The following is a 25,472-nucleotide window of genomic DNA, read 5'->3' on the forward strand; positions in this document are numbered from 1 at the left end:
ACGGCTTCACCGCACTCGGCATACCCGAAACTCAAGCCGTGGGATGACTCCGTCGGGGGAAAGGGGAACTCTGACCGTCAGTCAATTTGTGCAACAGAGTCCCTCCGCGCTGCCGCATGGGTATTTGTAGAACAGAGAAGATGGACAGGCGGGTCGCGAGGCCCGCCTGTCCTTTCGTGATTCCGGGCGATGTGTTTCCGATTCCCGAACGCCGTTTCCGATTCCGGTTGGCTTGCCCGAAAGCCTGGCAAAGGCCAGTTTGAGGCCGACGCATTCAACCGGAAGGGCCGCGCCCGGCCCGCCAAATCATGACGAAGGATCAGATCATGACCCAGAAACCGCATATCGCCATCATCATCGGCGCGACCCGCGCCGCGCGCTTTGCCGACAAACCCGCAGCCTGGCTGCTGGAAAACGCGCAAAAGCGCGAGGACATGAGCTTCGAGCTGGTGGACCTGCGCGACTACGACCTGCCGCTGTTCGACGAGGTCGCCTCGAACCTCTGGGTGCCGTCGCAGGATCCGCGGGCGGTGAAATGGCAGCAGAAGCTGGCCGGGTTCGACGGATTTATCTTCCTGACCTCGGAATACAACCATTCGGTCAGCGGCGCGCTGAAGAACGCGCTGGACCAGGCCTACAAGGAATGGAACCACAAGCCGGCGGCGGCCATGGGCTATGGCGGCGTCGGCGCCGCCCGCGCCATCGAGCACCTGCGCGGCATCGCTGTCGAACTGCAGATGGTGCCGCTGCGCAATGCCGTGCATCTGGGCGGCGGCGATTTCTTCAAGGTCTCGCCGCTGGGCGCCAATGGCGAGATGGCCGAGGTCGAGGCGAACCTGCTGCCGGCGCTGAACGCCATGCTGGACGAATTGCTCTGGTGGGCCGAGGCGACCATGGCGCAGCGCGCCAGGACCGCCTGAAGCAATCAGCTCAGCCGGCAGGACGGGGCGGTCATTTCGACCGCCCCTTTTTCTTGCTGGCCGTGTTCAGCGCCACGGCGGCGCGGATCAGCGCCTTCAGCGCCCCGGCATCGATCCGCTCGCCCTCGCGCAGGTCGATGGCGCGGCGGGTATTGCCATCCAGGCTGGCGTTGAACAGGCCCGCGGGATCTTCCAGCGCCGCGCCCTTGGCGAAGGTCATCTTCACCACCTGCTTGTAGGTCTCGCCGGTGCAGATGATGCCGTCATGCGACCAGACCGGCACGCCGCGCCATTTCCATTCCTCGACCACCTCGGGATCGGCCTCGTGGATCAGGGCGCGCAGCCGCGCCAGGGTCTCGCCGCGCCAATCGCCCAGTTCCTTGATCCGCGCATCGATCAGCTGCGAGGCGGGCTGTTCCGTTGCCGGCTGGCTCATGCCGTGTCGCTCCCTTCCGTCCTGCCGCGGTCAGGAGCATGGGGCGAAATCGCCGATGCGGCAACAGGCCCGCCGGCTGCGGGCGGATTCCCGCGCGCATGAAAAAGGCCGCCGGATCGTTCCGGCGGCCTTTCCTTTCGGTTCGGCAGGGCTCAGTCCAGCGGCTTCAGCCGCGCCTCGATCTGCGCGCGCTGCCCTTCCAGGAAGGGCGGCAGCGACAGCGTCTCGCCCAGGCTCTCCAGCGGCTCGTCCACGGCGAAGCCGGGATCGTCGCTGGCGATCTCGAACAGGTTGCCGCCCGGCTCGCGGAAATAGAGCGAGCGGAAATAGTAGCGTTCGACCTCGCCCGAATTGGGCACCCGCATCCCGCTCAGCCGCCTGGCCCATTCGTGAATGGCCGGCTTGTCGGGCACGCGGAAGGCGACGTGATGCACCCCGCCCGCGCCCTGGCGCGCCGTGGGCAGGTCGGGCTGGACCGCGACATGCAGCTCGGCCGCGGGGCCGCCCTGGCCCATCTCGTAGACATGGACCGTGCCGTGCCCGTCGGGGCTGGCATAGTCGCGGACCTTGCGCAGGCCCATCACCTGGGTCAGCACCAACTCGGTCGGGGCCAGGTCCGGCACCGAGATGGTGATCGGCCCCAGCCCGTGGATCTGGTGCTGCACCGGCACCGGGCTTTTCGCCCAGGGCGCGGGCTCGGCATCGGGCGCGTCCGCGGTCAGGCGGAAACGCTGGCCCTCGGGATCCTCGAAATCGAGGCTGGCGCGGGTGTCGATCTCGGCGATCCGCCCCACGGTCAGGCCGCGGTCCCGAAGCCGCCCGGCCCAGTAGTCGAGGCTGTCGCCCGCGACCCGCAGCCCGGTGCGGCTGATCGAATGGGTGCCGCGCCGCTCGGGCGCCGCCGGCCAGTCGAAGAAGGTCAGGTCGGTCCCGGGCCGGGCCAGCCCGTCGGCATAGAACAGGTGATAGGCGCTGGTGTCGTCCTGGTTGACGGTCTTCTTGACCAGCCGCAGCCCCAACGTGTCGGTATAGAACCGCTTGTTGCCGGGCGCATCGGCGGTGATTGCCGTCAGGTGGTGAATTCCGGTCAGCTCCATGATGGGCCTCCTTTCTCTTGGCATCAATATCGGGCATCGCGGCCGTTTCCGCCACCGGAGCGGCCGCGAACCTTGCGTTCGCCGATTGCGAACGGCGCGGGACCGGGTAAGCTTGGGCCATGCGTTACGACCTGAACGATCTGGAAACCTTCCTGACGGTGATGGAGCTGGGCACCGTCACTGCCGCCGCCGCGCGGCTGAACCTGTCGAAATCCGTGGTCAGCAAGCGCATCACCGACCTTGAGGCCACGCTGGGCGCGGCGCTGTTTCGCCGCAATGCCGGCCGCATCACCCCCACCGAGGCGGCGCTGCGCCTGGCCGAGCGGCTGCGTCCCGCGCTGGCCGAACTGGTCGCGGCCGCCGAAAGCACCGCCTGGGACATGGACGGGCTGGCGCCGCTGCGCGGCAGCCTGGCCATCGCCGCGCCGATGAGCTTTGGCGTGATGCATCTGGGGCCGATCATCGCCCGCTTCGCCGCCCAAAACCCCGAGCTGGAGATCCGCGTCGATTACGACGACCGCAGCCGCGACCTGGCGCGCGAGGGCTTCGACATCGGCATCCGCATCGGCAAGATGCGCGACAAGGCGCTGATGCAGCGCAAGCTGTGCGAGGATGCCAGCATCGCCTGCGCCAGCCCCGCCTATCTGGACCGCAGGGGCCGCCCGCAGACCCTGGCCGACCTGCGCGAGCATGAGGTGATCGGCTACAGCCACCTGCCGATGAGCCAGCTGTGGCAGTTCCAGGATCGCGACCGCTTCGTTTCGCCCTTCGTCCAGGGGCGGCTGTCGATGAACAACGGCGAGGCGATCCGCGACATGGCCATCGCGGGGCTGGGGCTGGCCATCCTGCCCGGATTCATCGTCGCGCCGGCGCTGGCCGAGGGGCGGCTGGAGCGGGTGCTGACCGGCTTCGGCACCAGGCCGCTGCCCATCGTCGCGGTCTGGCCGCCGGTCCTGCCCATGCCGGCCAAGCTGCGCCGCTTCATCGACCATCTGGCCGCGGAACTGCACAGCCCGGCATGGCAGGCAGGCTGGGCATCCGCCCGTCCCGACCCCATATCCCGGGAACCCGCAGCCCCAAAGGTCGCCCCGTGATGAGACATGGCGTGAAGAAGATCGGTTTTCTGTCCTTCGGCCATTGGTCGGACGAGCCCGCCTCGCAGACCCGCAGCGCCCAGGACACGCTGCTGCAATCCATCGAGCTGGCCGTCGCGGCCGAGGAACTTGGCGCGGACGGCGCCTATTTCCGCGTCCATCACTATGCCCGCCAGCTCGCCTCGCCCTTCCCGCTGCTGGCGGCGGTGGGGGCGCGCACCAGCCGCATCGAGATCGGCACCGCCGTCATCGACATGCGCTATGAAAACCCGCTCTACATGGCCGAGGATGCCGGAGCGGCCGACCTGATCGCGCAGGGGCGGCTGCAGCTTGGCATCTCGCGCGGCTCGCCCGAGCAGGTGATCGAGGGCTGGCGCTATTTCGGCTATTCCCCGGCCGAGGGCGAAAGCGATGCCGACATGGCGCGGCGCCATGCCGAGGTGTTCCTGAACGTGATCGAGGGGCATGGCTTCGCCCGGCCGAACCCGCGGCCGATGTTCCCGAACCCGCCCGGCCTGCTGCGGATCGAGCCGCATTCGCCCGGCCTGCGCCAGCGGATCTGGTGGGGCGCGGCCTCGAACGACACCGCCCGCTGGGCGGCGCGGCTGGGCATGCATCTGCAAAGCTCGACGCTCAAGACGGACGAGAACGGCAAGCCCTTCCACGTCCAGCAGGCCGAGCAGATCCGCGCCTATCGCGGGGCATGGGCGGCGGCAGGGCATGGGCGCGAGCCGCGGGTTTCGGTCAGCCGCTCGATCTTTCCGCTGATGGATGACCGCGACCGGATGTATTTCGGTCATGGCGGCAAGGAGGCCGACCAGATCGGCTTCATCGAGAAGACCCGCTCGATCTTCGGCCGCGGCTATACCGCCGAGCCGGACCGGCTGGTCGAGGAACTGCGCGAGGACGAGGCCATCGCCGAGGCCGACACGCTGCTCTTGACCGTGCCGAACCAGCTGGGCGTCGATTACAACGCCCATGTGATCGAGGCGGTGCTGAAACACGTTGCCCCCGCGCTTGGCTGGCGCTGAGCGGGGGGCTTTGTGATCGCGGGGACGGGGTATAGGCTGGCCCCAAGGAAACCAGCGCGAACGGGGACCGGATGGCGACAGAGGTGACGGCCGCTGCCGGGGCGGCGGCACATGGCGGCGGGGTGCCGCTGCTCAGCGTGGTCGTGCTGCTGGCGGCCGCGGTTCTGGCGGTGCCGCTGTTTCGCCGGCTGGGGCTGGGCTCGGTGCTGGGCTATCTGGCCGCGGGACTGGCGATCGGACCCTTCGGGCTGGGCTTTTTCCACGACCCGCAGGCGATCATCCATGTGGCCGAGCTGGGCGTGGTGCTGTTCCTGTTCGTCATCGGGCTGGAAATGCAGCCCTCGCGGCTTTGGGCGATGCGGGGCGAGATCTTCGTGCTGGGCCTTGCCCAGGTGCTGCTGGCCATCGCGGCGCTGACCTGCGTCGGGCTGGCGCTTGGCTTTCCGGTCGCCGCCAGCTTCGTCTCGGGCACCGGATTCGTGCTGACCTCGACCGCCATCGTCATGCAGATGCTGGCCGAGCGGGGCGAGATGGCGCTCCCCAAGGGCCGCCGCATCATCGCCATCCTGCTGTTCGAGGACCTGGCCATCGTGCCGCTGCTGGCGCTGGTCGCCTTTCTCGCGCCGGGGGGAGAGGAGGTCACCCTGCCCGCCCGGCTGATCGGCATCGCCGTCGGGCTGGGCTGCATCGCCGCGCTGGTGGCGGCCGGGCGCTATCTGCTGAACCCGATGTTCGGCCTGCTTGCCCGGTTCGGCGGGCGCGAGGTGATGGCCGCCGCCGCGCTGCTGGTGGTACTGGGCGCGGCGCTGCTGATGCAATGGGGCGGGCTGTCCATGGCGATGGGCGCCTTCCTGGCCGGGGTGCTGCTGTCGGAATCCAGCTTCCGCCACCAGCTCGAGGCGGATGTCGAACCCTTTCGCGGCCTGCTGCTGGGCCTGTTCTTCCTGGGCGTCGGCATGGCGCTGGACCTGCGGATCATCGCCGCCAACTGGGCGCTGATCGCGATCTGCGTGCCGGCCTATATGCTGCTGAAAATGCTGGTGATCTATACCGTCGGCCGGGTGCTGCGCGCCAGCCGCGCCGAGGCGCTGGAGCGCGCGGTGCTGATGGCGCAGGGCGGCGAGTTCGCCTTTGTGCTGTATTCCAGCGCCATGCAGTTCGGCATCATCAGCGGCCAGGACAATGCCGTGCTGACCGCCATCGTCATCGTCTCGATGGTGCTGACGCCGCTGATGATCATCCTGCACGACCGGCTGGCGCCGAAACCCGCGCCCTCGCTCGACGGGGTCGAGGCGGCCGAGGGGCTGGAGGCGCGGGTGCTGATGATCGGCTTCGGCCGCATGGGCCAGATCGTCAGCCAGCCGCTGATCGCGCGCGGCCATTCCATCTCGATCATCGAAAGCGACCCGCAGACCATCCGCGATGCCGACGAGTTCGGCTTCAAGGTCTGGTATGGCGACGGCGCGCGGCTGGACATCCTGCACGCCGCCGGGGCCGGCAATGCCAGCCTGATCGTCGCCGTGCCCGGCGACCGGCAGGCCGTGACCCGCATCGTCGCACTGGCCAAGCACGAATTCCCGCTGGTCCCGGTCATTGCCCGCGCCTTCGACCGCGAACATGCGCGGGAACTGGTCGAGGCCGGCGCCGACTATCAGCTGCGCGAGACGCTGGAAAGCGCCTTCGCCATGGGCCGCGAGGCGCTGTTGCAGCTTGGCGACGACCCCGACGCGGTCGAGGCGGTCATGGCCGAGATCCGCGGCCGCGACATGGAACGGTTTCAGATGGAATGCGTCGGCGGCATCTTCGCCGGCCGCGACCTGCTGCTCGGCAATCGCCGGGACTAGGCGCGGGCGATCTCGATCAGCCAGACATCCGGGGCGGGACCGGCGGGCAGCGCGGCCTCCGGCCCCTCGCAAAGCAGCGCGTCAAGCTGGTCCAGCGCAACGGTGCCGCCTGCGAAATCCAGCACCACGGGCGCGGTGGCCAGCAGCAGCCGCCAATCGGGCGCCCCCTCGGCCGCCTGGGTCAGCCGCGACAGCCGGTGGGTGAAGGCGCCGCGCCGGGTCATCACGTTCAGGTCGGTGATCGGCCCCGCCAGCAGCCGCGCCGAGGTCGGCAGATCGGCCGGGAAGGCCAGCGGCGCGCTCTCCGGCGTCAGCCGCCGCATGGGCCGCCCCTGCACCTGAAGCGCGATCCCCGCGCCGGTCAGCACCGCCAGCGTGCGGTCGATCTGCGGAAAGATCGAGAAATCGCCGTCCTCGGTCACGCCCGCCATGCTGACGCGCCAGCCGAAATCGGCAAGGCCCGCGCCCGCGGGATGGACGGCAATCTCGACCGTCTCGCCGCGGCCGTTCTTCCACGGCATGCGGCGATGGTCGGCGGCTTTCAGGATGCGATGGCTCATGCAGCTCTCCTCTTGGTTCCCTCGCCTCAGCCGCCGCGCCGGCCCAGCACCTTGCCCACCACCGGCCCCAGCACGATCACGATGACCATGCGCAGCAGATGATGGCTGACGACATAGGCGATATCCGCCCCGGCGATCAGCGCGATCACCACCATCTCGGCCTGCCCGCCCGGCAGGAAGGCCAGGAAGGCGTCCAGTGCCGGCGCCAGCCCCAGATGCACGATCCCCTCGATGAAGACCAGGCTGACCGCCGCCAGCAGCAGCGCATAGACGATACCGGCCGTCACATGCAGGCGCAATTCGCGCAGGGTGATGCCGGCATATTTCACCCCGACGGCGATGCCGATGAAGAATTGCGCGGCCTGGATCATCTCGGCCGGCGGGCGCTGGGTGATCAGCCCCGACAGCGACAGCGCCGCGGTCAGCACCATCGGCCCCAGGATCGAGGCGCCGAAGACGCCCAACCGCTCGGCCCCCTTCCAGCCCAGCAGCCCGGCGGCGACCATCAGCGCGATCTCGGCCGCATCCGTGGCACGCATCGGCGTGCCGGGCGGCTGCGACAGGTCCACGCCCCACCAGGCGGTCATGATCAGCGGCGCAACGGTGACGATCACCAGAACCCGCGTCGCATGGATCAGCGACAGGGCACGGACATCGCCGCCCGCCTCCTCGCCAAAGACCAGCATGTCCTGCAAGCCGCCTGGCATGGCGCCATACCAGGCCGTCGCATGGTCGAAGCCGAAGGCGCGGCGAAACAGCGGATAGCCGACCAGCGCGATCACGCCGATGAAGCCGGGCACGAACAGCAGCGATGCCGCCACCTCGGGCAGTTCCGCCAGCACGCCGGGCGTGATCGAGGCGCCCACCGCCACCCCCAGGATGGTGCGCATGAAGATGCCGAACTGCCCGGCCCCGGCCAGCGGCGCGCCGGCCAGCGCCGCGACCAGGCAGGCCAGCATCGGTCCCAGCAGCATGGGCAGCGGCAGGTGCAGCAGCAGAAAGGCCGCGCCGCCCAGGGCGGCCAGCGCGAAGGTCAGGATGCGGCGGTTCAGCAGGTTCATCGTCATTCCCGGCGGGCGCCCGTCACCCGGGCGCCATGGGCCGAATTGGCACAGCCGGCCGGGAAATGTCAAAGCGACTCGGCCGATTCGCGCCAAGGCCGCGCCATGGCCCGGACCCGCCCTGCCGAAGGCCACCGCCGGCCGGCCCGAGAGCGTCCCAGCTCAACCCTTCCGGGGCCTTGCAACCTGCCCGCTCCTGCGACAATTAGGCGCATTGGAAGCCCGTTTTTCGGGCGGGCGCGAAAGGCAAGCTCAGATGACCAGACCCGCCGGGGCCGTGCTGCACCAGATCACGCAGGCGCTTGGCCCGGCGATCGCGCCCGGCTCGCCGCGCGAGGCGTTGCGGGCCGGCCTGGGGGCGCTGGTGGGGCTGGGCATCTCGGGGCTGTTCCTGCTGTCGCCCGCGACCGACCTGCGGCTGGGGCTGTCCATGATCGCGCCCTTCGGGGCGACCTCGGTGCTGGTTTTTGCGGTGCCCAACAGCCCGCTGGCCCAGCCCTGGTCGGCGGTGGTCGGCAATTCCGTCGCCGCCGCCATCGGCGTGCTGGCCTGCATGGCGACGCCGCATTCGGCGCTTTGCGTCGCGCTGGCAGTGGGCGTCACCATCGCCGCGATGATCCTCTTGCGCGCCGTGCATCCGCCGGCCGGCGCGGTCGCCATGACCGCCGCGCTGAACCCCGAGGCGATCGGCGCGCTTGGCTTTCACTTCGTGCTGACGCCGGTGCTGGTCGGCACGCTGGCGCTGGTGGGGCTGGGGATGATCTATGCCCGGCTGACCGGCCGGCGCTATCCGTTTCGCCAGTTCGAGGAACCGGGGCCGCATGGCACCGCCGACCACCCGGCGATGGAGCGGCTGGGCCTGTCCAAGGAAGAACTGACCGAAATCCTGCAACGCTATCGCCAGTCGCTGAACCTGGGGGTCGAAGACCTGGCGCGCCTGATCGGCGCCGCCGAATTGCAGGCCGCCGCCCATCGCACCGGACCGCTGACCGCGGCGGACGTGATGTCGCGCGACCTCGTCACCGTGGCCCCGCATACGCGGCTGGTGCGGGTCGCCGACATCTTCCGCAAGCACGGCTTCACCTCGCTGCCAGTGGTCGAGGCCGGCGACCAGTTCCGTGGCGTGATCTTCCAGCTGCACCTGATCCGCCGCGCCCGCGAGGACGCCTTTCGCCACAACCGCCGCTTCCTGGCCGCCCTGTCGGACCTGATGAACCCCAGGCGCGGCGCAGCCCCCCGCGCGCGCGAGATCATGCAGACCGACCCGCCGCATGTCGCGCCCGACGCGCCCATCGGGGCGCTGCTGCCGATGCTGGCCTCGGGCGAATGCGAGGCGGTGCCGGTGCTGGACGGGCCGCGCATCGTCGGCATCGTCACCCAGACCGACCTGATCTCGGCGCTGGCGCGACAAAGCCTGCGGCAGCCGCCGCCGAGGCCCTGAACATGCCGATAACGACAGGCCGCGCCGCATTGCCGAACGCGCCGCGGCGGGGATAGGCTGCCCCTGCCGGAACAAGCACGAGGGCAGACATGACCCGTCCCACGCTGGGCGCCGTGGCCATCGGCCGCAACGAGGGCGACAGGCTGAAGGCCTGCCTGCGCTCGCTGGTGCCGCTTTGCGCGCGGGTGGTCTATGTGGACAGCGGCTCGCGCGACGACAGCGTCGCCTTTGCCCGCAGCCTGGGCGTCGCCGTGGTCGAGCTGGACAGCTCGGTTCCCTTCACCGCCGCCCGCGCCCGCAATGCGGGATTCGAGGCACTGCAGGCGGAGGGCGCGCTGGATCTGGTGCAATTCGTCGATGGCGACTGCCGGGTCGAGCCGGGCTGGCTGGAGGCCGGCGCCGCCGCCATGCAGGCCGATCCCGGACTGGGCCTCGTCACCGGCTGGCGGTCCGAGATCCACCCCACGGCCACGGTCTATAACCAGATGTGCGAGGTGGACTGGCACCGCCCCGCCGGCCCCATCGTGGCCTGCGGCGGCGACATGATGGTGCGTACCGCGGCCTTTCGCCAGGTCGGCGGCTTCGACCCCGCGGTGATCGCGGCCGAGGATGACGAATTCTGCCTGCGCCTCGGCAAGGCCGGCTGGAGGCTGCAGCGCCTGCCGGTGCAGATGACCTGGCACGATGCCGCCATGACGCGATTCGGCCAATGGTGGCAGCGCACCATCCGCAACGGCCACGGCTTCGCGCAGGTGGGCCGCATGCACCCGCCGCATTTCCGGCGCGAGCAGATGCGGGTCTGGGTCTATGGGCTGGCGTTGCCGCTGCTTTTCCTGCTGGGGCTGGTCCTCAGCCCCTGGCTGTCTCTGGCGGCGCTGGGACTTTACGCGCTGTCTTTCTGGAAGACCCTCACGGGGCTGCGCGGCCAGCCGATGGCCGGCCGGCAGGCGGCGCTGCTGACTCTGGCCAAGATCCCCAACCTTTTCGGGATGCTGACATATTTCCGTCGCCGCCAGCGGGGCGACGCCATGCATATCATCGAATATAAATAGGAGCTTGCCATGACCTCGGACCTGCGCGTCGGTATCGTCGGGGCCGGCTACATCGCCTCGTGGCACGCCGATGCGATCAAGGCCGCGCCGGGCGCGCGGCTGGTCGCGATCTGCGACCCCGCCATCGATGCGGCAGAGGCGCTGGCCTCCGGCCATGGCGTCGCCGCCTTTGCCGACCTGGACCAGATGATCGCCGCCGGGGTCTGCGACGTGGTGCATATCCTGACGCCGCCGAACCTGCATCGCGACCTGGCGGTGAAATGCCTGGGCGCCGGCCTGCATGTGCTGGTCGAGAAGCCGGTGGCGCTGTCCGTCGCCGAGATCAACGAGATGGAGGCGGCCGCCACGGCCGCCGGCCGCCAGCTGGGCGCCTGCCACAACTTCCTGGGCCTGCCGGGTTACGAACGGCTGAAACGGGCGGTGCAGGCGGGCGACCTGGGGCTGGTCTCCAGCGCGCAGGTCAACTGGGCGCTGCCCTTGGTGCCGCTGCGCTCGGGGCCCTACGGGCTGTGGATGCTGCGCGAGACGCAGAACCTGCTCTTGGAGCTTGGCCCGCACCCCTTCTCCTTCGCGGTGGACCTGTTCGGCCCGCTGGAGGTCGAGCATGTCAGCCTGGGCCAATGGATCACCCTGCCCGGCGGCGAGCGGCGGCCGCAAAGCTGGCGCATCTTGGCCCGCGCCGGCAAGGTGGACCTGACCATCGCCCTGTCGCTGGTCGAGACCTTCGACGACCGTTCGGTCAGCTTGCGCGGCTCCTCCGGCATGGCGCGGCTGGATTATGCGGCGGATGCGCTGGTGGTCACGCGCGACAACACCGCCGATCTGGTGCTGAACCCGCTGATCAAAGAACTGTCCCGCGCCGGGGCGCATCTGCGCGAGGGGCTGCGCAACGCCTTCCGCCAGGCCGCCTCGCTGAACCAGAAAAGCCCCTATGGGCTGAGCTTCCGCGCCACCATCGCCGCCTTCTACGACGGCATCCGCGCCGGGCAGCCCGACCCGCGCTTTGCGCCCGCCTCGGCCCGCGCGGTGATGCAGGGGATCGAGGATGCGCTGGCCCGCCTGCCCGCCCTGCCCGCGGTTCCGGCCCGGCCCCACGGCACGCCGCGGCCGCGCGTCATGGTGATCGGCGGCACCGGCTTCATCGGCCGCAACCTGACCCGGCGGCTGGTCGAGCGCGGCCACGACGTGCGGGTGCTGTCGCGCGGACACAACGGTCCCTTTCCCGACATCGCCGACCATGTCGAAACGCTGGGCGTGTCGCTGCGCGACGAGGACAGGCTGGCGGCCGCGATGCAGGGCATGGATTGCGTCTTCAACCTGGCAAAATCCACCGACAAGAACTGGCAGGCGGCGCTGGAAAACGACGTGGCCACGACCGAGCGCATCGGCCGCGCCGCGATCCGCGCCGGCATCGGGCGGCTGGTCCATACCGGCACCATCGCCTCATACGACATGTCCGACCCGGCCCGCACCATCACCGAGGCCACCGATTTCGGCGAGATGGAAACCCGCAACATCTATGCGCGGTCCAAGGCCGAGGGCGAGCGGCGGCTGATCGCCATGCAGGCGCAGGGATTGCGGCTGGTGATCGCCCGGCCCGGCATCGTGCTGGGCGACGGCGGGCCCCTGCAGCATTGGGGCATCGGCCGCTGGCACGGCGCCGGGGCGGTGCGGCTGTGGGGCAATGGCCGCAACATCCTGCCCTTTGTGCTGGCCGACGACGTCTCGGACGGGCTGATCGCGATGATGGAACGCGACGAGGCCATCGGCGAAAGCTTCAACCTGATCGGCGAGCCGATGTTTTCCGGCCGCGACTATTTCGACGCCATCCATCGCCGCACCGGGGCGCGGCTGAAGGTCAGCGGCTCGAACCTGACCGCGCTCTGGGCGGTCGATGCGGTCAAGCAGGGGCTGAAGCGCCACGTGCTGCGCCGCAAGGGGGCGTCCCCGGCCTCGCTGGCCGACTGGAAGTCGCGCGGGCATCTGTCGCGTTTCGATAATGCAAAACCCAAGCGCCTGCTGGGCTGGGCGCCGGAATCAGACCGCGACGCCTTCTGGCGCCGCGCCATCGACGAGGCGCATCTGTTCTGGTGATCAGAGCAGCCCGTCCAGCAGCAGGAAGCCCGGCAGCCAGCCGGTGAAGATCCCGGCCAGCAGCGTGACCCAGGCGGTCTGCCGCTGGATCGGGCGGCCAAGCGCCAGCAGCAGGAAATACAGGAACCACAGCACGCCCCAGACGGCCCAGTTCGCCGCCAGCCAAAGCTCGGTCGCGGACCCCGCCGCCACCAGCGCGCGCAGGCAGACCGGCACGGTCGTCACCGCGACGAACAGGCTGAACCAGCCCAGGCCGCGCCCATCCGCCCCGCTGAGCCGGTTATAGGCGACCCACAGATAGGTGGTGCAGAACAACAGGCTCAGCGCGCCGTTGCGGATGCTGGCGGCGCTGGCCCCGGCGCCGAAAGCGTCGTGCAGCACCGCGGCGCCCGAAACCAGCGCGGCGACGATGTTGATGACGACGATCTCGCGATCGGCGATCCGGCCCATCAGCCAGAGCCCGTTCAGAAACAGCACGGCGCCGACATAGAACAGCACGAACCCGGTAAGCATCGGACCTCCTCAGCACGACCGACCGCGGATCGGGCAATTGCCCGGAATACGATCAGCCCATGCCTGCCAAGAAGGCAAATCCAGCGCCGGATCAATCGAAATATTTTCAACAATCCGTAAAAACAGCGTTCGGTTTTCCTGCGGTCACAGCCCGGTCAGCGGGTTGGTGCTGACCACCTCCCAGACCACCTCCTGCATGCGCCGCGCCAGTTCGGGCGAGGGCGCATCGGCGGGACTGCCATCGGCGCGCATCAGTTCATGCGGCAGGCCGACCGGGCTTTGGCCGTAAAGCACCGCGTAATGGGTCAGCGCCACCAGGTAGACGCCCAGGTCGTTCGGGTGGATGGGGTCCAGCGTGCCGTCCGGGCTACGGCCGAACAGATCCTCGCGCGATGCCAGCTCGGCGATGCCGCCCCTGGCCTCGGCCTCGGCCACCAGCCGGGCCATGACCTGCCCCACGGGGATCAGCCAGACCGGCTTGCCGGCGGCACGCGCGGCGGGCCAGAGCAGGCCGGGCTTCCACATCGTCTCCAGGTCGTCGGGCAGGCGCGACAGCCAGTCCGGCTGGTCATCCAGCGCGTGCCAGCTTTCGTAAAGAAAGACCTGCCCGGCCGGATTGCCCGCCGCCGCCTCGGCCGCCCATTTCCCGGCATAGAGGCGGCTTTCCTTGTATTGGATCGCATCCTGCAGCCGCACCATCTCGGTCATGACGAAGGCGTCGTATTCGCCGCTTTGCAGCGCCTGATGCGCGTCGCGATAGCGGGGGGTGGCGTTTTCCTGGTCGAAGCCGGCGATTGCCTCGCGGCCCTGGTGATGCTCGCGCAACGCGGTGCCCCAGCCCAGTTGCAGCGCATAATCGTGCCCCTGCCCGGCCAGCTGCGCCAGCATCGCCGGCATGTCGCGGCCGACCAGGCTGTGACCCAGGTGATAGACCCGCAGCGGCCCCTGCGGCAGCGCCCGGCCGGCCTGGTAAAGCGCCTGCACGTCGGCGCCGTCATCCTGCGCGGCCCCGGCCCTTTGCGCATGGCGCCAATAGAACAGCGCCGCCACGGCGGCGACGACCAGCAGGGCAAGCAGGTAACGCATGACTGTCCTCGTTCCGAACCACGGGATCAGGGATAGCAAAAAGGCCGCCGCCCCGAAAGGCGGCGGCCGTTCCTGTCGCTTCGGAGGGCTTACGCCTCGACCGCGTGGTTCTTGCGGTTCCAGCGGATCGAGGACCAGAACGAGATACCGATCAGCGTCGCGCCGCCCAGGCCGGTGATGACCTCGGGGATATGCACCAAGGGCTGCACGAACATGATCACCGACAGCGCGATGATGGCATAGAAGGCGCCATGTTCGAGGAAGCGGTATTCGGCCAGCGTGCCGCGCTCGACCAGCATGATGGTCATCGAGCGCACATACATGGCGCCGATACCCAGGCCGATGGCGATGACGAACAGGTTATGGGTCAGCGCAAAGGCACCGATCACGCCGTCGAAGCTGAAGGACGCGTCCAGCACTTCCAGGTAAAGGAAGGCGCCGATGCCGCCCTTGGCGCCGGCCTGCATCGCCTCTTGCGAGCTGTCCAGCAGGCCGCCCAGCACCTCGACCAGCAGGAAGGTCAGAAGGCCCCAGATCGCGGAATGGAAGAACACCTGCGAATCGGCCCCTTCCAGGAAGCGCGAGAAGATCAGCACCGTGACCAGCACCACCGCGACCTCGATGCCGCGGACGGTGGCGTAACGCTGCATGCGATGTTCCAGCCAGCGCACCCAATGCACGTCCTTTTCATGGTCGAAGAAGAAGCTCAGGCCGACCATCATCAGGAAGGTGCCGCCGAAGGCCGCGATGGGCAGATGCGCCTCGTGCATGATGCGCGAATATTCGTCGGGCTGGCTTGCGGCCAGGACCATGGCCTGCCAGGGACCGATATTGGCGGCGATGACCACGATCAGTAGCGGAAAGACGATCCGCATGCCGAAGACGGCGATCAGGATGCCCCAGGTCAGGAAGCGGCGCTGCCACTTCGGGGTCATCTCTTTCAGCTTGTTGGCGTTGACGATGGCGTTGTCGAAGGAAAGCGAGATTTCCAGCACCGCCAGCACGGCGCAGATGAAAAAGATCGTCAGCGTGCCGCCGACGGTTCCGGTCGTCTGCCATCCCAGCACCGCGCCCAGGGCGAGGCCGAGCACGGTGACGATGAAGGACCATTTGAAATAGTGCAGGGTGGGACGATGGGTTCCATTCGTCGAGCCCCCCAAGGGCGGGTTGTTTCCTTGCTGCATGTTAAGAACAAGTCCAGGCGGCTGGTCAAAGATGGATGCCGACATCACGAACGTGCCGCCACGTCCGCCAGAGGGGCCCGGCCATCAAACTGCGTTCACGAAGGCGCGAACGCGCAAAAGATGGCGAATCCGGGTCACGATTGCAAGGGTTCCGTGCCAAGCCCGGCATTTTCTTGCACGGACCGGGCCGGGGCCGCCGCCGGCAGGGTGATGCGCGCCAGAAGCCCGCGCCCGCCGGCCCCCGCGTCCAGCACCAGCCGGCCGCCGAACAGGCCGGCGATCTCCAGCGCCACCGGCAGGCCCAGGCCCATGCCGGGCCCCGCGGTCTCGCCCCGCGCGAATCGGCTGACGGCGGCGGCGCGCGCCTCGGCCGGGATGCCGGGGCCGCTGTCCTCTACCTCCAGCACCGCCTCGCCGCCCGCGCGCCAGACGCGCACCGTCACCACCGCCGCACGGCCGGCATGCAAAAGCGCGTTCGAGATCAGGTTGCTCAGCGCCTCGCCCAGCAGCAAGGGCTCGGCGCGGACCGTCACCGGCCCCTCGCCCTCGAAGCCCAGGTCGATGCCGGCCTCGGCGGCGGCGGGGATATGCTCGGCGGTCAGGTCGCGGGCCAGCGCCGCCAGGTCCAGCGGCGCGGCCAGCGCGGCGCCCTCGGCGGTATCGACCCGCGCCAGCAGCAGCAGTTGCGCCAGGATGCGCTCGGCATGGGCCACGGCGGCATCGCCCTTGGCCGCGGCGGCCTGCGCCTCGGGCAGCGTTGCCGCCCGCGCCGCCAGCGCCAGCTGGGTGCGCACCACGGTCAGCGGCGTGCGCAGCTGGTGCCCGGCATTGCCGGTAAAGCTGCGCATCCCGTCCAGCGCCGCACCCAGCCGCCGCATGAAGCCGTTCACAGTGCCGACCAGCCCGCGCACCTCGGAGGGCACCGGCGTCCCGATCGGGCTCAGGTCGTCGGGGCTGCGCGCTGCGATCTCCTCGCCCAGCCGGTAAAGCGGGCGCAAGGACAGCGTCACCGCGACCCAGACGATCAGCGCCGCGCCCGCGATCATCAGCGCCAGCCGCAGGGCCGAGCGCATCAGGATCGCCCGCGTCAGCTCGCGCCGGGCATTGGTGGTCTCGGCCACGGTGACGACGAAGGGCACCTCGTCGATGCCGGTCGAGGCGGCGCGGGCCAGGCTCGCCACCCGCACCGGCTCGCCCCGGAACACGCCGTCGGCATAGGCCGGCCCGCCCCCCGGCCGCGCCGGCGCCATCGGCAGGTCGCCATAGCCGGTGACGATATGGCCGGGCGGGCCGTCCACGCGATAGAAGACCCGGTCCTGCGCGGCGGAGCTCAGCATCTCCAGCGCGCCATAGGGGATCTCGATGGCGATGCGCCCGTCCTCGTCCAGCGAGGCGCGCTCGGCTATCACCAGCGCCGAGCCGGCCAGCACCCGGTCGGCCAGCGCATTGGCCATGCGCACCGCCTCGCGCCAGGTGTCGATCAGCGCGGCGGTGCCCAGCGCCAGAGTTCCCATGAGCAGCCAGCCCAGCAGCCGGCGGCGCAGGGAAAACGGCCGCCGGATCACGGCACCGCCCGGTCGAGAAAATAGCCGATCCCCCGCGCCGTCCTGACCGTCAGCCCGGCCGGCGCCAGCCGCTTGCGCAGCCGGCTGACATATTGCTCGATCGCGTTGGCGGACAGGTCGTCCTCCAGCGAGGTCAGCGACTGCACGATCGATTCGCGCGCCACCACCTTGCCGGCGCGCATGATCAGCAGCTCCAGCAACCCGCGTTCGCGCGCCGGCAGGTCCAGCGGCTGCCCCGCCAGCAGGAAGCTGCGCGCGGTCTGGTCCAGCACCAGATCGCCGAAGCTGACGGTGGAGTTGCGCAGCCCCGCCTGCCGGCGCAGAAGCGAGCGGATGCGCGCCTCGAACTCGCCGATGTCGAAGGGCTTCACCATGTAGTCGTCGGCACCCAGGTCCAGGCCGCGCACCCGTTCCTCGGGGGCGCCGCGCGCGGTCAGGATCATCACCGCCGCCGGATTGCGCCGCGCCCGCATCGCCCGCAGCACCTCCAGCCCGTCCATCTGCGGCAGGTTCAGGTCGAGGATCACCAGGTCGAAGCTTTCCGCCGCCGCCAGCGCCTCGGCCGAGGCGCCGTCATGGACCACGTCCACCGCATAGCCCGACTGCCGCAGCAATGCGGTCAGCCCCTCGGCCAGAGACAGGTTGTCCTCGACAAGCAGGATGCGCATGTTTCCCCCTTCCGCCCGCAGCCTAGCGGGGCGGCGCGGGCTTGTGAACGGGCTGCCGCTTTGGCAAAGTCGCCGATCATGCGCCCGCTTGCCCGCCTTTTGCCAGCCATCGCCGCCGCAGTCGCGCTGTGGCCCGGCGCGGCATCGGCGCAGCTGACGCTGTTTCCCGCCCCGCAGGGCGACGGGCGCGAGCTGTCGGTCTATTCCTCGCTCGACGACGATCTGGCCGCGCCGCTGGTCGCCGCCTTCCAGCGCATCCATCCCGGCGTCGCCGTGCGTTACGAGAACCTGCTGACGACCGAGCTGCACGACCGCATCGTCGCCGAGACGCAGGCGGGCGGCGCCACGGCGGATTTCGCCTTTTCCTCGGCCATGGACCTGCAGGTCAAGCTGGCCAATGACGGCTTCGCCCGGCCGGTCCAGACGCCGCACACGCCCGGCTGGCCGGACTGGGCGAACTGGCGCGATACCGCCTATGCGCTGACCTTCGAGCCCGCAGTCTTTGCCTATCACAAGCCCAGCTTCGCCGATCACCCGCCGCCCGCCACCCGCGCCGACCTGATGCAGTGGATGGCCGAGCACCCGGACGAGGCGCAGGGCCGGATCGGCACCTATGATGTGGCACGCTCGGGCGTGGGCTACCTGTTCCTGGCCCGCGACCAGGAGCTTTATCCGGGCATCTGGTCGGTGGTGCAGGCCATGGGCCGGGCGGGCGTGCGGCAATTCCCGACCTCGGCCGAATTGCTGGAACAGATCGCCGACGGGCGGCTGGCGGTCGGCTACAACCTGCTCGGCTCCTATGCCTCGGACTGGGCGCGCCGGCATCCCGACCTGGGGGTGATCCTGCCGCGCGACTTCACCGTGGTCGTCTCGCGCGTGGCGCTGGTGCCGGCGGCAGCGCGCCAGCCGGGGCTGGGGGCGGATTTCCTGGCCTTCCTGATGTCGCCCGAGGGGCAGGGCCTGCTGTCGCGCACCCTGCGGCTGTCGGCCGTCAGCCTGGAGGTGGCGGGCCAGCCCGGCCCGGCGGGCGGCATGCAGGATCTGGCCGGGCTGCGGCTGAAGCCGGTGCCGGTCAGCCCCGGCCTTCTGGCCTATCTGGACCAGGCGACGCGGGCCAGGCTGCTGGCGCGCTGGAACAAGGCGCTGGCCGGGGAATAATTTTCACCGCGATGTCAGGTCCATGACAGCTTTCTGTGCTGGAAAGGCACAGGGCCCGCCTGCGCGCGGGCCTGCGGAGGACGCCCGCATTCCGGGAGAGATGCGGGCCAGAGCCAGAAAAACGGATAACGGGACCGGCGCAGATGCGCCCGGTTCGATGCGGAGGAAGACCATGAAGCAATTCGTTCTCGCCAGCCTGTTCGCGGCGGCCACGGCCCTGCCGGCCATGGCCGATTACACCATCATCGCCCCGGCCAACCCCGGCGGCGGCTGGGACCAGACCGCCCGCACCATGCAGACCGTGCTGCAAGAGGAAGGCATCTCGAAATCGGTGCAGGTGCAGAACGTGCCCGGCGCCGGCGGCACCATCGGCCTGGCGCAATTCGCCAGCCAGAACAAGGGCAACCCGGACGCGCTGATCGTCGGCGGCTATGTCATGGTCGGCGCCATCCTGACCAACAATTCGCCCGTCTCGCTCAAGGACGTGACCCCCATCGCGCGGCTGACCGGCGAATACGAGGCGATCGTGGTTCCCGCCGCATCGCCCATCCAGGACATCAACGGGCTGATCGAGGCGCTGAAGGCCGATCCCGGCGCGGTCAGCTGGGCCGGCGGCTCGGCCGGCGGCACCGACCATATCGCCGTGGGCCTCATCGCCAAGGCGGCGGGCGTCGATCCGACCAGGATCAACTACATCGCCTATTCCGGCGGCGGCGAGGCGCTGGCGGCGATCCTGGGCAACCAGGTGACGGCCGGCATCTCCTCGCTGGGCGAGTTCGAGGCCCAGATCCAGGCCGGCACGCTGCGGCTGCTGGCCGTCACCTCGCCCGAGCGGCTGGAGGGCGTCGATGCGCCCACCCTGCAAGAGGCCGGGCTGGACGTGACGCTGGAAAACTGGCGCATGGTCGCCGCCGCGCCGGGCCTGTCGGACGAGCAGAAGGCCAAGGTCACCGCCGATATCGAGAAGATGGCCAAGTCGGAAAACTGGCAAAAGCAGCTTTCCGACAAGGGCTGGATGGATACCTATCTGGCCGGTCCCGAATTCGAGGCCCAGCTTGAACAGGATGTCGCCGCGACCGAGGCGATCCTCAAGGACATCGGTCTGGTGAAATGAGCGGCAATCGCCATGAACCGCCGCGCCGCCGGGATACGGCGGCGCTGGTCATCGCCGCCGGGCTGGTGGTGGTTGGGGCCGTGATGCTGTGGGACAGCGCGCGGCTGGCCGATCTGGGCGGCTATTCCGGCATCGGCCCGGCCAGTGTTCCGCGCGTCGTGGGCTTCGCACTGATCGGCCTGGCCGCCTGGACCGCCATCGAGGCCCTGCGCGGCGATTTCCCGCAGCGCCCGCCCCAGAATGCCCTGCCGATCCTGTGGATCATCGCGGGCCTGGCTTTGCAGCTGATGCTGCTGCATGCGGCGGGCTTTTCCATCGCCACGGGCATTCTCTTCGCCTTTACCGCGCGGGCCTTCGGCAAGCGCAACCTGGCGATGACCATTCCCATCGGCATCGTCTTCGCCTTCGTGGTCTGGGCGATCTTCTCGCAACTTCTGATGCTGCATTTGCCCGCCGGGCCGCTTGAGCATCTGGTCTTTCCGCGGGGCTGAGCCATGAGCGCATTCGAATTCCTGATGCAGGGGCTCGGCACCGCCGCCGACCCGATGATGCTGCTTTACGCGCTGATCGGCGTGACGCTGGGCACCGCCGTCGGCGTGCTGCCCGGCATCGGCCCGGCGCTGACCGTGGCGCTGCTGCTGCCTGTCACCTACCGGCTGGACCCGGCCGGCTCGCTCATCATGTTCGCCGGCATCTATTACGGTGGCATGTATGGCGGCTCGACCACCTCGATCCTGCTGAACACGCCGGGCGAAAGCGCCTCGATCATCACCGCGCTGGAAGGCAACAAGATGGCCCGCAAGGGCCGCGGCGGACCGGCGCTGGCCACCGCCGCCATCGGATCCTTCATCGCCGGGCTGATCGCGACGCTGCTGCTGGCCTTCCTGGCGCCCAGCATCGTCAAGCTGGCGCTGGTCTTCGGTCCGCGCGAATATTTCGCGCTGATGGTGCTGGCCTTCGTCACCGTCTCGGCCGCCTTCGGCGATTCGGCCTTGCGCGGGCTGACCTCGCTGTTCCTGGGTCTGGCGCTGGCCTGCGTCGGTATCGACCAGCTGACCGGCCAGGCGCGGCTGTCCTTCGGCATGCCCGAACTGCTGGACGGGATCGAGGTGACGACCATGGCCGTCGCCATGTTCGCCCTGGGCGAGGCGCTGTATATCGCCGGCCAGCGCGTGCAGGTCGATGACGAGGTGACGGCCGTCAAGGGCTCGGTCTGGATGAGCCGCCGCGACTGGGCGCGCTCGTGGAAGCCCTGGCTGCGCGGCACCGCCATCGGCTTTCCCATCGGCGCCATGCCGGCGGGCGGGGCCGAGATCGGCACCTTCCTGTCCTATGCCACCGAAAAGAAGCTGACCAAGCATCCCGAGGAATTCGGCAATGGCGCCATCGAGGGCGTCGCCGGCCCCGAGGCCGCGAACAACGCCAGCGCGGCCGGCACGCTGGTGCCGCTGCTGACGCTGGGCCTGCCCACCTCGGCCACGGCGGCGATCATGCTGGCGGGCTTCCAGCAGTTCGGGCTGCAGCCCGGCCCGCTGCTGTTTGCCACCAACCCGACGCTGGTCTGGGGGCTGATCGCCAGCCTGCTGATCGCGAACGCGATGCTGCTGGTGTTGAACCTGCCGCTGATCGGGCTGTGGGTGAAGCTGCTGACGGTGCCGAAGCCCTGGCTTTACGCCGGCATCCTGCTGTTCGCGACGCTGGGCACCATCGGCGCCAACCCCTCGGCCTTCGAGCTGGGGATGCTCTTGGCCTTCGGCGTGCTGGGTTATGTGATGCGGCTGTTCGGCTATCCGATCGCGCCCATCGTCGTCGGCCTGATCCTGGGCCCGATGGCCGAGCAGCAGCTGCGCCGGGCGCTGTCGATCAGCCAGGGCGACTGGACGACGCTGGTGCAATCGCCCATCGCCGCGGTGCTGCTGGGCATCGCAGCCCTGGCGCTGATCGTGCCGCTGATCCTGCGCGCCCGCGGCAAGGGCGAAATGCTGAGCCAGTTGGCCGGCGAAGAGGACTGACCCCCGCCCGGCCCGACAAGGGCCGGGCCCGCCATGTGCTGGCGTCATGGCCGCCTTGCCGTTTTGCCGCGTTGCAGAAAGGCCGGGCGAGGCCCATCTGTCTGTCATCGAAATATTCGATGAAACCTAGAAGACAGGCAGAAAAATGCACCGCGCTTATCATTCGCTCACCTCGGCCCTTTCGACCCTGCGGGCCGCCATCGCCGTCGCCTCGGCGGCCGAAGCGCATCGCCGCCCCGCCGCAGCCGACCTGCGCCGCCTGGGCATCGACGAAAAGAAATTCGCCGCGATCCATCTTTGATCCGGGCTTGGCAGGCCGCGCCTGCCCCTGCGTCGAAGCGCCCCGATGCGTTTCGGCGCTTTTGTCGGGATCCCGCCAGGCTTTTGTCTATATGGTCTGCTTCGTAGATGCGCGAATCAGTGCGCACAGGCATGCAAAGCAATGACAGGCGGCGACCGGCCCAAAGAATTCCCGCATATTCGACGGACCTGCGCGACAGCGACGGCCGCAGTATGGGTGTCCTGATCGTCTCGGTGATGGTGGCGACGCTTTCCGTCCTGGCGGGATGCCTGTTCGGAATTTGCGGCCTGGTCAGCAGCCCGGCGCTCTATGCCGGATCGGGCGTGGCGGCGGTCTTCGTCCTGGCCCTGCTGCGCTGCAAATCCGATGCGGGCTGAGCGCCGGCCCGGACATCCGGCTGCCCCGCGCGCCAAGCTTTCAAGGGCGCGCGTGGCAGGCCGGTTCTACCACAGATGACGGCGCAACGCCTCGCCGTCCTGCGAGGGGGTGGCCGCGTCGCTGCGGGTATCCGTCACGCCGATGTCGCGCAGCAGATGCTCGGGCAGATCGGCCAGCGCCCGGCGCGTCGCCGGATGGTCCAGCGCCGCCATCCGGTCCAGGCAAGGCGATAGGCTGGGCTTATCGCGCCGCAGCAGGGCGAACAGCCGCGGCAGGACCGGCAGGAAAGGGCGTTCACGGTCGCATGCAGGATGGTCGGACATTTTCAGCCCTCCTTTCGGTGTCATGGTTGATCCATGACGCGATCATGCTAGTCTGGCGCCGGTTTGACCAACAAAGCCTCGGCAAGCACCCATAAGGCAGCCTTATGTCCATCCCGCCCCTCGCCGCGCTGCGCGCCTTCGAGGCGGTGGCGCGGCACCTGAGCTTCACCCGCGCCGCCGAGGAACTGGGCATGACCCAGGCCGCCGTCAGCTACCAGATCCGCCTGCTCGAAGAACGGCTGGCGACGCCGCTGTTCCTGCGCAAGCCGCGCGGCATCGTGCTGACCGAGACCGGGGCGCTGTTCGCCCGCCCCACCATCGACGCCTTTGACATGCTGCGCGAGGCCTATGCCGACCCTTCGGCGGATTCGGTCTCGACCCTGTCGATCTCGACCGTGCCGACCTTTGCCGGGGCCTGGCTGTCGCCGCGGCTGGGCAAGTTCCAGATGAACAACCCGAACCTGGCCGTGCGGCTGGAGACTGCCGACAACCTGGTCGATTTCGGGCGCGAGGACATCACCGTGGCGATCCGCGCCGGCGACGGCAACTGGCCGGGGCTCGAGACGCATTTCCTGATGCCCATCGAATACACGCCCATGCTGTCGCCCGAACTGGCGAAAAGGCACGATCTGCACGAGCCGACCGACCTGCTGAAACTGCCGCTGCTGGACCGGGTGGACCCGAACTGGGCGGTCTGGATGCGCGAAGCGGGGGTGGATTTCTGGGAAACCCCGCCCCAGCCGGGCCTGACGCTTTCGACCGACCTGCACGAGGCGCGGGCGGCGCTGGAGGGTTACGGGGTCGCGCTGCTGACGCCGCGCTTCTTCCGTTTCGAACTGGCGACCGGAGGGCTGATCCAGCCTTTCCCGCTGGTGGCGCAGAACGGCCGCAGCTATTGGCTGGTCTATCCCAAGGGCCGCCGCAACCGGCCCAGCATCCGCAGGTTCCGCGCCTTCCTGCTGGACGAGATCGCCCGCGATCCCGGCTAGGCCGGCTGCCCGCGCGGCATGTCGGGCAGCGGAAAGATCCGGTCATAGGCGATGTTGAAGACGAAGTTGTAGACCAGATAGAAGGCCACGATGAACAGGTCCAAAAGCAGCGTCTGCCACAGCGTCATGCCCAGATACCAGGCCATCGGCGGCAACAGCATGACCAGCAGCCCGCCCTCGAACAGCACCGTATGCAGCAGCCGGTGATGCAGCGCCTTGCGGGTATGGCCATGAAGCCGCCGCATCGCATGGTCGAAGCCCAGGTTGAAGACAAAGGTCCAGACCGTCGCCAGCGTCGCCGCCCCCACCCCCACCACACCCATGTCCAGCATCGGCTTGTCGTAAAGCCAGGCCGTCGCCGGGGTGATGATCGCCAGGCCGATGGTCTCGAACATCAGCGCATGCCGCACCCGGTCGGGGAAACTGCGCATCGTCATGATCCGATTCTTTCCGTTGTTGCGTGTTGCGCCGTTTCTATCTTGATTCTCCGCAGAGCCAAGTTAGCTTCCATCTGAAAACGAGATGGATCGATGACCGTATCGCTGGACCAGCTGGAAGCCTTTGTCGCCGCCGCGCAGCACGGCTCGTTCTCGGCGGCCGGGCGGGCGCTGCGCAAGGCGCAGTCGGCGATCAGCACCCAGGTCTCGAACCTGGAGGACGACCTGGGCGTCGCGCTGTTCAGCCGCGAGGGGCGCAACCCGGTGCTGACCCCGGCGGGCGAGCGGCTGCTGGCCGAGGCCCGGGTAGTGCTGGACCGCCGCGAGCACCTGATCGGCGTCGCCGCCAGCCTGACCGCGCATGTCGAGCACCGGCTGGTCGTCGCCATCGACGAGCTTTACCCCGAACAGCCCCTGGGCACGCTTTTCGCCGATTTCGCCGCGCATTTCCCGCATGTCGAGCTGGAACTGCTGTTCCCGATGATGGAGGATGTCAGCCGGCTGGTGCTGGACGGCAAGGCCGATATCGGTGTGATGTGGCGCCAGGAAATCCTGCCGACCGAGATTGCCTTTCACACCTTGGGCTGGGTGCCCCTGAAGCTCGTTTGCGGCAAGGATCATCCGCTGGCGCATACGCTCGTCGATTGGGAAGAACTCAAGCGCCACCGCCAGTTGATGGTGGCGGTGCGCAGCGAGGGGCCGGAAAAGCAGCGCCTGCGCACGGCGGCCGAGGTCTGGTGGGTCGAAAGCCACTGGGTCATCCTGCAAATGGTCCGGCAGGGCATCGGCTGGGCGCTGGTCCCGGACCATATCATCGAGAGTTCTCCGGTCCGCGACGACCTAGTGACGCCGCCGCTGCAATTCGATGGCGCCGACTGGCCGGTGGCGCTGGAACTGGTCTGGCACAAGCAGCGCCCCAGCGGCCCAGCCGCGCGCTGGCTGCGCGCGCGCTTTGCCGCCATGCGGATCAACGGCCTGCCGGGCCCGGCCCCGTCTAGAGCAAATTTGACGAACACCGGGTCGCTTTGAGGATTCACGCGATGAACAATGTCTGATTCACTGCTCCTGTGATTTGCCAGGAGGAGATGATGACGAGGAGCCTGAGACGAGGAGC

Annotated in this window: 26 protein-coding genes; 15 read left to right on the forward strand and 11 right to left on the reverse strand. The window is 69.0% G+C overall.

All coding sequences use genetic code 11. The features are described from left to right. Positions 1–326 precede the first annotated feature (326 nt). Complete coding sequence (locus ACDP63_RS20495; RefSeq protein WP_024845433.1) at positions 327–920, forward strand: NADPH-dependent FMN reductase; 594 nt, start codon at positions 327–329, stop codon at positions 918–920. A 31-nt stretch (positions 921–951) separates the two neighbouring features. Here the strand turns inward: ACDP63_RS20495 and ACDP63_RS20500 are convergent, their stop codons facing one another. Then, complete coding sequence (locus tag ACDP63_RS20500; protein ID WP_024845434.1) at positions 952–1,356, reverse strand: DUF1801 domain-containing protein; 405 nt, start codon at positions 1,354–1,356, stop codon at positions 952–954. 152 nt (positions 1,357–1,508) lie between these two features. Next, positions 1,509–2,453: a ring-cleaving dioxygenase gene (locus ACDP63_RS20505; RefSeq protein ID WP_024845435.1), complete on the reverse strand. Its 945-nt coding sequence runs from the start codon at positions 2,451–2,453 to the stop codon at positions 1,509–1,511. Positions 2,454–2,572: 119 nt separating this feature from the next. Here ACDP63_RS20505 and ACDP63_RS20510 point away from each other — a divergent pair, with 119 nt between their 5' ends. The 3 genes from ACDP63_RS20510 (at position 2,573) to ACDP63_RS20520 (ending at position 6,422) form a co-directional block, all read left to right on the forward strand. Then, the gene (locus ACDP63_RS20510; protein WP_024845436.1) at positions 2,573–3,547 is read left to right on the forward strand and encodes a LysR family transcriptional regulator; all 975 of its coding nucleotides are present in this window, start codon (positions 2,573–2,575) and stop codon (positions 3,545–3,547) included. 11 nt (positions 3,548–3,558) lie between these two features. Continuing rightward, positions 3,559–4,578 (forward strand): LLM class flavin-dependent oxidoreductase, encoded by a 1,020-nt coding sequence (locus tag ACDP63_RS20515; RefSeq protein WP_024845437.1) that lies wholly within the window; start codon positions 3,559–3,561, stop codon positions 4,576–4,578. A 71-nt stretch (positions 4,579–4,649) separates the two neighbouring features. Next, positions 4,650–6,422 (forward strand): monovalent cation:proton antiporter-2 (CPA2) family protein, encoded by a 1,773-nt coding sequence (locus ACDP63_RS20520; RefSeq protein ID WP_024845438.1) that lies wholly within the window; start codon positions 4,650–4,652, stop codon positions 6,420–6,422. Here ACDP63_RS20520 and ACDP63_RS20525 read toward each other — a convergent pair. Both ACDP63_RS20525 and ACDP63_RS20530 read right to left on the reverse strand, forming a co-directional pair. Beyond that, complete coding sequence (locus ACDP63_RS20525) at positions 6,419–6,982, reverse strand: HutD family protein (RefSeq protein WP_024845439.1); 564 nt, start codon at positions 6,980–6,982, stop codon at positions 6,419–6,421. The two genes, ACDP63_RS20520 and ACDP63_RS20525, sit on opposite strands and share 4 nt — an antisense overlap. Positions 6,983–7,008: 26 nt before the next feature. Further along, positions 7,009–8,043, reverse strand: a complete 1,035-nt coding sequence (locus ACDP63_RS20530) for an AbrB family transcriptional regulator (RefSeq protein WP_081750568.1) — start codon at positions 8,041–8,043, stop codon at positions 7,009–7,011. 256 nt (positions 8,044–8,299) lie between these two features. Here ACDP63_RS20530 and ACDP63_RS20535 point away from each other — a divergent pair, with 256 nt between their 5' ends. The 3 genes from ACDP63_RS20535 (at position 8,300) to ACDP63_RS20545 (ending at position 12,630) form a co-directional block, all read left to right on the forward strand. After that, positions 8,300–9,484 carry an HPP family protein gene (locus tag ACDP63_RS20535; RefSeq protein WP_024845441.1) on the forward strand — a complete coding sequence of 395 codons (1,185 nt, stop codon included), beginning with the start codon at positions 8,300–8,302 and terminating at the stop codon, positions 9,482–9,484. Positions 9,485–9,573: 89 nt separating this feature from the next. After that, positions 9,574–10,536, forward strand: coding sequence for a glycosyltransferase (locus tag ACDP63_RS20540; RefSeq protein ID WP_024845442.1), 963 nt, complete (start codon positions 9,574–9,576; stop codon positions 10,534–10,536). A 9-nt stretch (positions 10,537–10,545) separates the two neighbouring features. Beyond that, positions 10,546–12,630, forward strand: coding sequence for an NAD-dependent epimerase/dehydratase family protein (locus ACDP63_RS20545; RefSeq protein ID WP_024845443.1), 2,085 nt, complete (start codon positions 10,546–10,548; stop codon positions 12,628–12,630). Here the strand turns inward: ACDP63_RS20545 and ACDP63_RS20550 are convergent, their stop codons facing one another. From ACDP63_RS20550 to ACDP63_RS20570, 5 genes are all read right to left on the reverse strand, one after another. Next, positions 12,631–13,143: an AmiS/UreI family transporter gene (locus ACDP63_RS20550; RefSeq protein ID WP_024845444.1), complete on the reverse strand. Its 513-nt coding sequence runs from the start codon at positions 13,141–13,143 to the stop codon at positions 12,631–12,633. Between the two features lie 144 nt (positions 13,144–13,287). Further along, on the reverse strand, positions 13,288–14,229 hold the full coding sequence (locus ACDP63_RS20555) for a hypothetical protein (RefSeq protein ID WP_024845445.1): 942 nt from the start codon (positions 14,227–14,229) through the stop codon (positions 13,288–13,290). An 89-nt stretch (positions 14,230–14,318) separates the two neighbouring features. After that, complete coding sequence (locus ACDP63_RS20560; protein ID WP_051419759.1) at positions 14,319–15,413, reverse strand: DUF475 domain-containing protein; 1,095 nt, start codon at positions 15,411–15,413, stop codon at positions 14,319–14,321. A 134-nt stretch (positions 15,414–15,547) separates the two neighbouring features. After that, positions 15,548–16,978 carry a sensor histidine kinase gene (locus tag ACDP63_RS20565; RefSeq protein WP_409928578.1) on the reverse strand — a complete coding sequence of 477 codons (1,431 nt, stop codon included), beginning with the start codon at positions 16,976–16,978 and terminating at the stop codon, positions 15,548–15,550. Next, the gene (locus ACDP63_RS20570) at positions 16,975–17,646 is read right to left on the reverse strand and encodes a response regulator transcription factor (protein WP_024845448.1); all 672 of its coding nucleotides are present in this window, start codon (positions 17,644–17,646) and stop codon (positions 16,975–16,977) included. The genes ACDP63_RS20565 and ACDP63_RS20570 overlap by 4 nt, the downstream gene beginning before the upstream one ends. A gap of 78 nt (positions 17,647–17,724) precedes the next feature. Between ACDP63_RS20570 and ACDP63_RS20575 the strand changes: the two genes are divergently transcribed. The 6 genes from ACDP63_RS20575 (at position 17,725) to ACDP63_RS20600 (ending at position 22,608) form a co-directional block, all read left to right on the forward strand. Beyond that, the gene (locus tag ACDP63_RS20575; protein WP_051481135.1) at positions 17,725–18,804 is read left to right on the forward strand and encodes an ABC transporter substrate-binding protein; all 1,080 of its coding nucleotides are present in this window, start codon (positions 17,725–17,727) and stop codon (positions 18,802–18,804) included. Between the two features lie 172 nt (positions 18,805–18,976). Continuing rightward, positions 18,977–19,918, forward strand: coding sequence for a Bug family tripartite tricarboxylate transporter substrate binding protein (locus tag ACDP63_RS20580; protein WP_024845450.1), 942 nt, complete (start codon positions 18,977–18,979; stop codon positions 19,916–19,918). Continuing rightward, a complete protein-coding gene (locus ACDP63_RS20585; protein ID WP_024845451.1) occupies positions 19,915–20,409 on the forward strand; it encodes a tripartite tricarboxylate transporter TctB family protein in 495 nt (164 codons plus the stop codon). The genes ACDP63_RS20580 and ACDP63_RS20585 overlap by 4 nt, the downstream gene beginning before the upstream one ends. A gap of 3 nt (positions 20,410–20,412) precedes the next feature. After that, on the forward strand, positions 20,413–21,930 hold the full coding sequence (locus tag ACDP63_RS20590; protein ID WP_024845452.1) for a tripartite tricarboxylate transporter permease: 1,518 nt from the start codon (positions 20,413–20,415) through the stop codon (positions 21,928–21,930). A 145-nt stretch (positions 21,931–22,075) separates the two neighbouring features. Further along, positions 22,076–22,231: a hypothetical protein gene (locus ACDP63_RS20595; RefSeq protein ID WP_167521799.1), complete on the forward strand. Its 156-nt coding sequence runs from the start codon at positions 22,076–22,078 to the stop codon at positions 22,229–22,231. A 212-nt stretch (positions 22,232–22,443) separates the two neighbouring features. Beyond that, positions 22,444–22,608, forward strand: coding sequence for a hypothetical protein (locus ACDP63_RS20600; RefSeq protein WP_155984378.1), 165 nt, complete (start codon positions 22,444–22,446; stop codon positions 22,606–22,608). 66 nt (positions 22,609–22,674) lie between these two features. Here ACDP63_RS20600 and ACDP63_RS20605 read toward each other — a convergent pair whose 3' ends face one another. Then, positions 22,675–22,932 (reverse strand): DUF1127 domain-containing protein, encoded by a 258-nt coding sequence (locus ACDP63_RS20605; RefSeq protein WP_024845453.1) that lies wholly within the window; start codon positions 22,930–22,932, stop codon positions 22,675–22,677. Between the two features lie 104 nt (positions 22,933–23,036). On the opposite strand from ACDP63_RS20605, the gene ACDP63_RS20610 reads away from it, so the two are divergent. Further along, positions 23,037–23,921 (forward strand): LysR substrate-binding domain-containing protein, encoded by an 885-nt coding sequence (locus tag ACDP63_RS20610; protein ID WP_147427502.1) that lies wholly within the window; start codon positions 23,037–23,039, stop codon positions 23,919–23,921. Here ACDP63_RS20610 and ACDP63_RS20615 read toward each other — a convergent pair. Beyond that, positions 23,918–24,358, reverse strand: a complete 441-nt coding sequence (locus ACDP63_RS20615) for a PACE efflux transporter (protein WP_024845455.1) — start codon at positions 24,356–24,358, stop codon at positions 23,918–23,920. The two genes, ACDP63_RS20610 and ACDP63_RS20615, sit on opposite strands and share 4 nt — an antisense overlap. A gap of 93 nt (positions 24,359–24,451) precedes the next feature. Here ACDP63_RS20615 and ACDP63_RS20620 point away from each other — a divergent pair, with 93 nt between their 5' ends. Continuing rightward, positions 24,452–25,387 carry a LysR family transcriptional regulator gene (locus tag ACDP63_RS20620; protein ID WP_024845456.1) on the forward strand — a complete coding sequence of 312 codons (936 nt, stop codon included), beginning with the start codon at positions 24,452–24,454 and terminating at the stop codon, positions 25,385–25,387. The last annotated feature ends 85 nt before the right edge of the window (positions 25,388–25,472 follow it).

This window comes from Paracoccus sp. P2 (assembly GCF_046335115.1).
Classification (GTDB): Bacteria; Pseudomonadota; Alphaproteobacteria; order Rhodobacterales; family Rhodobacteraceae; genus Paracoccus; species Paracoccus pantotrophus.

Coding starts and splice junctions, on each gene's coding strand:
- ACDP63_RS20585 (WP_024845451.1), top strand. CDS start 19,915: ATGAGCGGCAATCGCCATGAACCGCCGCGCCGCCGGGATACGGCGGCG.
- ACDP63_RS20580 (WP_024845450.1), top strand. CDS start 18,977: ATGAAGCAATTCGTTCTCGCCAGCCTGTTCGCGGCGGCCACGGCCCTG.
- ACDP63_RS20590 (WP_024845452.1), top strand. CDS start 20,413: ATGAGCGCATTCGAATTCCTGATGCAGGGGCTCGGCACCGCCGCCGAC.
- ACDP63_RS20500 (WP_024845434.1), bottom strand. CDS start 1,356: ATGAGCCAGCCGGCAACGGAACAGCCCGCCTCGCAGCTGATCGATGCG.
- ACDP63_RS20600 (WP_155984378.1), top strand. CDS start 22,444: ATGGGTGTCCTGATCGTCTCGGTGATGGTGGCGACGCTTTCCGTCCTG.
- ACDP63_RS20505 (WP_024845435.1), bottom strand. CDS start 2,453: ATGGAGCTGACCGGAATTCACCACCTGACGGCAATCACCGCCGATGCG.
- ACDP63_RS20535 (WP_024845441.1), top strand. CDS start 8,300: ATGACCAGACCCGCCGGGGCCGTGCTGCACCAGATCACGCAGGCGCTT.
- ACDP63_RS20610 (WP_147427502.1), top strand. CDS start 23,037: ATGTCCATCCCGCCCCTCGCCGCGCTGCGCGCCTTCGAGGCGGTGGCG.
- ACDP63_RS20530 (WP_081750568.1), bottom strand. CDS start 8,043: ATGAACCTGCTGAACCGCCGCATCCTGACCTTCGCGCTGGCCGCCCTG.
- ACDP63_RS20525 (WP_024845439.1), bottom strand. CDS start 6,982: ATGAGCCATCGCATCCTGAAAGCCGCCGACCATCGCCGCATGCCGTGG.
- ACDP63_RS20520 (WP_024845438.1), top strand. CDS start 4,650: ATGGCGACAGAGGTGACGGCCGCTGCCGGGGCGGCGGCACATGGCGGC.
- ACDP63_RS20620 (WP_024845456.1), top strand. CDS start 24,452: ATGACCGTATCGCTGGACCAGCTGGAAGCCTTTGTCGCCGCCGCGCAG.
- ACDP63_RS20510 (WP_024845436.1), top strand. CDS start 2,573: ATGCGTTACGACCTGAACGATCTGGAAACCTTCCTGACGGTGATGGAG.
- ACDP63_RS20615 (WP_024845455.1), bottom strand. CDS start 24,358: ATGACGATGCGCAGTTTCCCCGACCGGGTGCGGCATGCGCTGATGTTC.
- ACDP63_RS20570 (WP_024845448.1), bottom strand. CDS start 17,646: ATGCGCATCCTGCTTGTCGAGGACAACCTGTCTCTGGCCGAGGGGCTG.
- ACDP63_RS20550 (WP_024845444.1), bottom strand. CDS start 13,143: ATGCTTACCGGGTTCGTGCTGTTCTATGTCGGCGCCGTGCTGTTTCTG.
- ACDP63_RS20545 (WP_024845443.1), top strand. CDS start 10,546: ATGACCTCGGACCTGCGCGTCGGTATCGTCGGGGCCGGCTACATCGCC.
- ACDP63_RS20605 (WP_024845453.1), bottom strand. CDS start 22,932: ATGTCCGACCATCCTGCATGCGACCGTGAACGCCCTTTCCTGCCGGTC.
- ACDP63_RS20555 (WP_024845445.1), bottom strand. CDS start 14,229: ATGCGTTACCTGCTTGCCCTGCTGGTCGTCGCCGCCGTGGCGGCGCTG.
- ACDP63_RS20560 (WP_051419759.1), bottom strand. CDS start 15,413: ATGCAGCAAGGAAACAACCCGCCCTTGGGGGGCTCGACGAATGGAACC.
- ACDP63_RS20595 (WP_167521799.1), top strand. CDS start 22,076: ATGCACCGCGCTTATCATTCGCTCACCTCGGCCCTTTCGACCCTGCGG.
- ACDP63_RS20575 (WP_051481135.1), top strand. CDS start 17,725: ATGCGCCCGCTTGCCCGCCTTTTGCCAGCCATCGCCGCCGCAGTCGCG.
- ACDP63_RS20540 (WP_024845442.1), top strand. CDS start 9,574: ATGACCCGTCCCACGCTGGGCGCCGTGGCCATCGGCCGCAACGAGGGC.
- ACDP63_RS20495 (WP_024845433.1), top strand. CDS start 327: ATGACCCAGAAACCGCATATCGCCATCATCATCGGCGCGACCCGCGCC.